The following is a 2,644-nucleotide window of genomic DNA, read 5'->3' as shown; positions in this document are numbered from 1 at the left end:
CGGCCGCTGTTGCTCAGCATCCAGCGGCCCAGGCGCGTGAGGTCTTCGAGCAGCTGCGGCAGCAGCAGCACCAGCGTGCCGGCCAGCAGCAGCAGCGGCAAGCTCATGAGGTAGCTTTTGAGCACGGTGTTGCCGGTTTGGCGCGTGGTGCCGGCCCAGATGGCCAGCCACCACACCACGCCCGTCAGCACCCAATAGCCAATGGCCACCGCACGCCGCGCGCCCGGCGCCAGGTGCTGCGTGGCCGTGCGCACTGCCTGATACCCATAATATTCGGCCAGCACAATCGCGGCCAGCACTATCCATAACACAAACGGATTTCGCATCTTAAAATCGGAAGCAGATAAGGCCGCGGCACCACGTTGCGCCGGCGGCTGCGAAGCTTAAACGGCCCCAGCCGGCTTTTGCTTTACATTTAGCGCACTTTTTACCGTCTACCGCCGCCTTGCCGCATGCAAACCCCTGACCAGCTGCCCGAACCTCAGGCCCCGCAGCCCTCCTACCCCACCGCCGCCGCCTCCGGCATCAAAAGCTGGGCCGAGGACGACCGGCCCCGCGAAAAGCTGCTCGCCAAAGGCCGCGCCGCCCTCTCCGACGCCGAGCTGCTGGCCATTCTCATCGGCTCGGGCACCACCAGGCTCACGGCCGTAGATGTGGGCAAGCTGATGCTGCAAGGCGTGGGCAACGACCTCAATGCCCTGGCCCGCGAGAGCGTGAAGCAGCTCTGCCGCCACCCCGGCATCGGCGAGGCCAAGGCCATTACGGTGGTGGCCGCGCTGGAGCTGGGCCGCCGCCGCAAGAAGGCCGACGCCGCGCCGCGCACCACCATCACCTGCTCGCGCGACATCTACAATTTAATCCGGCCCAACCTGATGGATTTGCCGCACGAGGAATTCTGGGTCATTCTGCTGAACCGGGCCAACGTGGTGATGCGCAAAACCGCCATTAGCCGCGGCGGGGTGGCCGGCACCGTGGCCGACCCGAAAATGATTTTCAAGGAAGCGCTGGAGCAACTGGCCAGCAGCATCATTCTGGTGCACAACCACCCTAGCGGCAACCGCAACCCCAGCGCGGCGGATATTCAGCTTACCAGGAAATTAAAAGAGGCCGGCAACTTTCTGGATTTGCCGATTCTCGACCACCTCATTTTTGCCGAATCCAGCTACTACAGCTTTGCCGATGAGGGGATGCTGTAGCGGGTGCACGGGCGATGCCCGGCCACAAACCTGATGGGTTTGGCCACAAAGCTGACGGCGGTGGCCACGCGGCGTTGCGGGAGATGCGGGGCGGGGCTTGTTTCGGGGCATCAACTCACCCCAACCCGCACTTTCCATGAAACACCTGCTGTTCGCATTGCTCCTCACCGGCCCGGCAGCGCTCGCCCAAGCCGTCGATTCGGCCCAGACGCCCGGCTTTCCGCCCAAGAGTGATTTCAAGTATTCGCTCATCACCGAGGGCGGGTTTTCGCTGGGCCTCACCAGCACGCCCAACATGCAGGCGTTCTTCAAGCAGAACGGCATCGAGCGCGACTCCCGCATCGACCCGTTTGCGCACCTTTACTTGGGTGGGCGCTACAAGCGGCTGAAACTGATGCTGCTCACCGGCTACGGTCTCAACTACTACGTGCCCAACGAGAAGGACCCGCGCGTGGTGCGGCGCACCTTCGCCAGCTATTCGGGCGGGATGCTGGGGTTCGATGTGCTCAACAGCCGCAACCGGCGCCTCTACCTCAATCTGGGGGCGGGCAGCATCAACTACGACTACGCCGTCATCAACCGCACCAACCAGCCCATTGCGCTGCAAAACCTGCCGCAGTACGCCCAGGCCGGCAATATCCCGTCGCTGGAGCTGCAAAACGCCTATTGGGACGTCAACCTGGAGCTGACGCAGCGCGAGAAGCGCAAGTCGAGCGTAGGCAGCGTGGTGCGCCTGGGCTACCGGCGCGGCTGGCAAACCAGCGCCTGGAAATCGAGCGTTTTCCAGCTGCTCGATGCCCCGCAGGACCGCATCAGCCAAGGGTATCTGGAGGTCGGCTTTTATCTGTCGCGTAACCACGCCAGCTCCAGCAAGCGATGAAGGCGCGCCTCCTTTTTCCGGTGTGGCTGCTGCTGAGCGGCCGGGCCGACGACGGGCCGCCGCCCGTGCAGAGCGAACCCGCGCATGTCGTCGTTTACCGGCAGCGCGAGTTCGAAGGCACCACCTACGACATTAAAATCAACGACCGCAAGCTGGGGCCGCTGCCTACCAATCGATATTTGCAGGTAGATGTGCCAGCCGGCCGGGTGAAAGTGGAATCGGTGCTAAGCTATTTTTCCGACAACCAGACCGTGCAGCTCGACGCTTTGCCGGGCCGCACCTACTACGTGAAAGCCGTGGAAGAAATGGACTTTTTATCGAGCGCCCTGCTGCTGGCTCCCGTGAGCGAAACCCAGGGCCAGCGCGAAGTGCAGGGCCTCAAGCCCGCGCCCCGGCCCCGCACCAAAACCCACTAAGAATGCGCAGGGCTTTTTTTCGGCCGGGTTCGGCGTGGCTTTTTGGGGTGGTGCTGGCTGGCCTGCTGGCCTATTGGGGCCGGCTGCTCTACGTGGGCGTGTGGCAGAGCGGGGCCGACGCGCCGGCCGTGGGCGGGCTGGCGCGCTACCTG

General features: G+C 63.8%; 3 protein-coding genes and 1 pseudogene. 3 read left to right on the top strand and 1 reads right to left on the bottom strand.

Annotation, left to right across the window (positions count from 1 at the left end; all coding sequences use genetic code 11):
* Nucleotides 1–326: pseudogene (locus ACYVDE_RS19780) on the bottom strand (metallophosphoesterase); the annotation flags it as partial.
* Nucleotides 327–452: 126 nt separating this feature from the next.
* Between ACYVDE_RS19780 and radC the strand changes: the two are divergent.
* The 3 genes from radC to ACYVDE_RS19765 all read left to right on the top strand — a co-directional run bounded on the left by radC (nucleotide 453) and on the right by ACYVDE_RS19765 (nucleotide 2,492).
* A complete protein-coding gene (gene radC, locus ACYVDE_RS19775; protein ID WP_460503258.1) occupies nucleotides 453–1,196 on the top strand; it encodes a JAB domain-containing protein in 744 nt (247 codons plus the stop codon).
* Between the two features lie 136 nt (nucleotides 1,197–1,332).
* On the top strand, nucleotides 1,333–2,076 hold the full coding sequence (locus ACYVDE_RS19770; RefSeq protein WP_460503257.1) for a hypothetical protein: 744 nt from the start codon (nucleotides 1,333–1,335) through the stop codon (nucleotides 2,074–2,076).
* Nucleotides 2,073–2,492 carry a DUF2846 domain-containing protein gene (locus ACYVDE_RS19765; RefSeq protein WP_460503256.1) on the top strand — a complete coding sequence of 140 codons (420 nt, stop codon included), beginning with the start codon at nucleotides 2,073–2,075 and terminating at the stop codon, nucleotides 2,490–2,492. The genes ACYVDE_RS19770 and ACYVDE_RS19765 overlap by 4 nt, the downstream gene beginning before the upstream one ends.
* Nucleotides 2,493–2,644 lie beyond the last annotated feature (152 nt).

The sequence above is a fragment of the Hymenobacter agri genome, assembly GCF_054778495.1.
This window is presented reverse-complemented; position numbering and strand designations above follow the sequence as displayed.

What these genes read in the sequence shown, in the direction of transcription:
- radC (WP_460503258.1), top strand. Translation starts at nt 453, where the DNA reads ATGCAAACCCCTGACCAGCTGCCCGAACCTCAGGCCCCGCAGCCCTCC.
- ACYVDE_RS19770 (WP_460503257.1), top strand. Translation starts at nt 1,333, where the DNA reads ATGAAACACCTGCTGTTCGCATTGCTCCTCACCGGCCCGGCAGCGCTC.
- ACYVDE_RS19765 (WP_460503256.1), top strand. Translation starts at nt 2,073, where the DNA reads ATGAAGGCGCGCCTCCTTTTTCCGGTGTGGCTGCTGCTGAGCGGCCGG.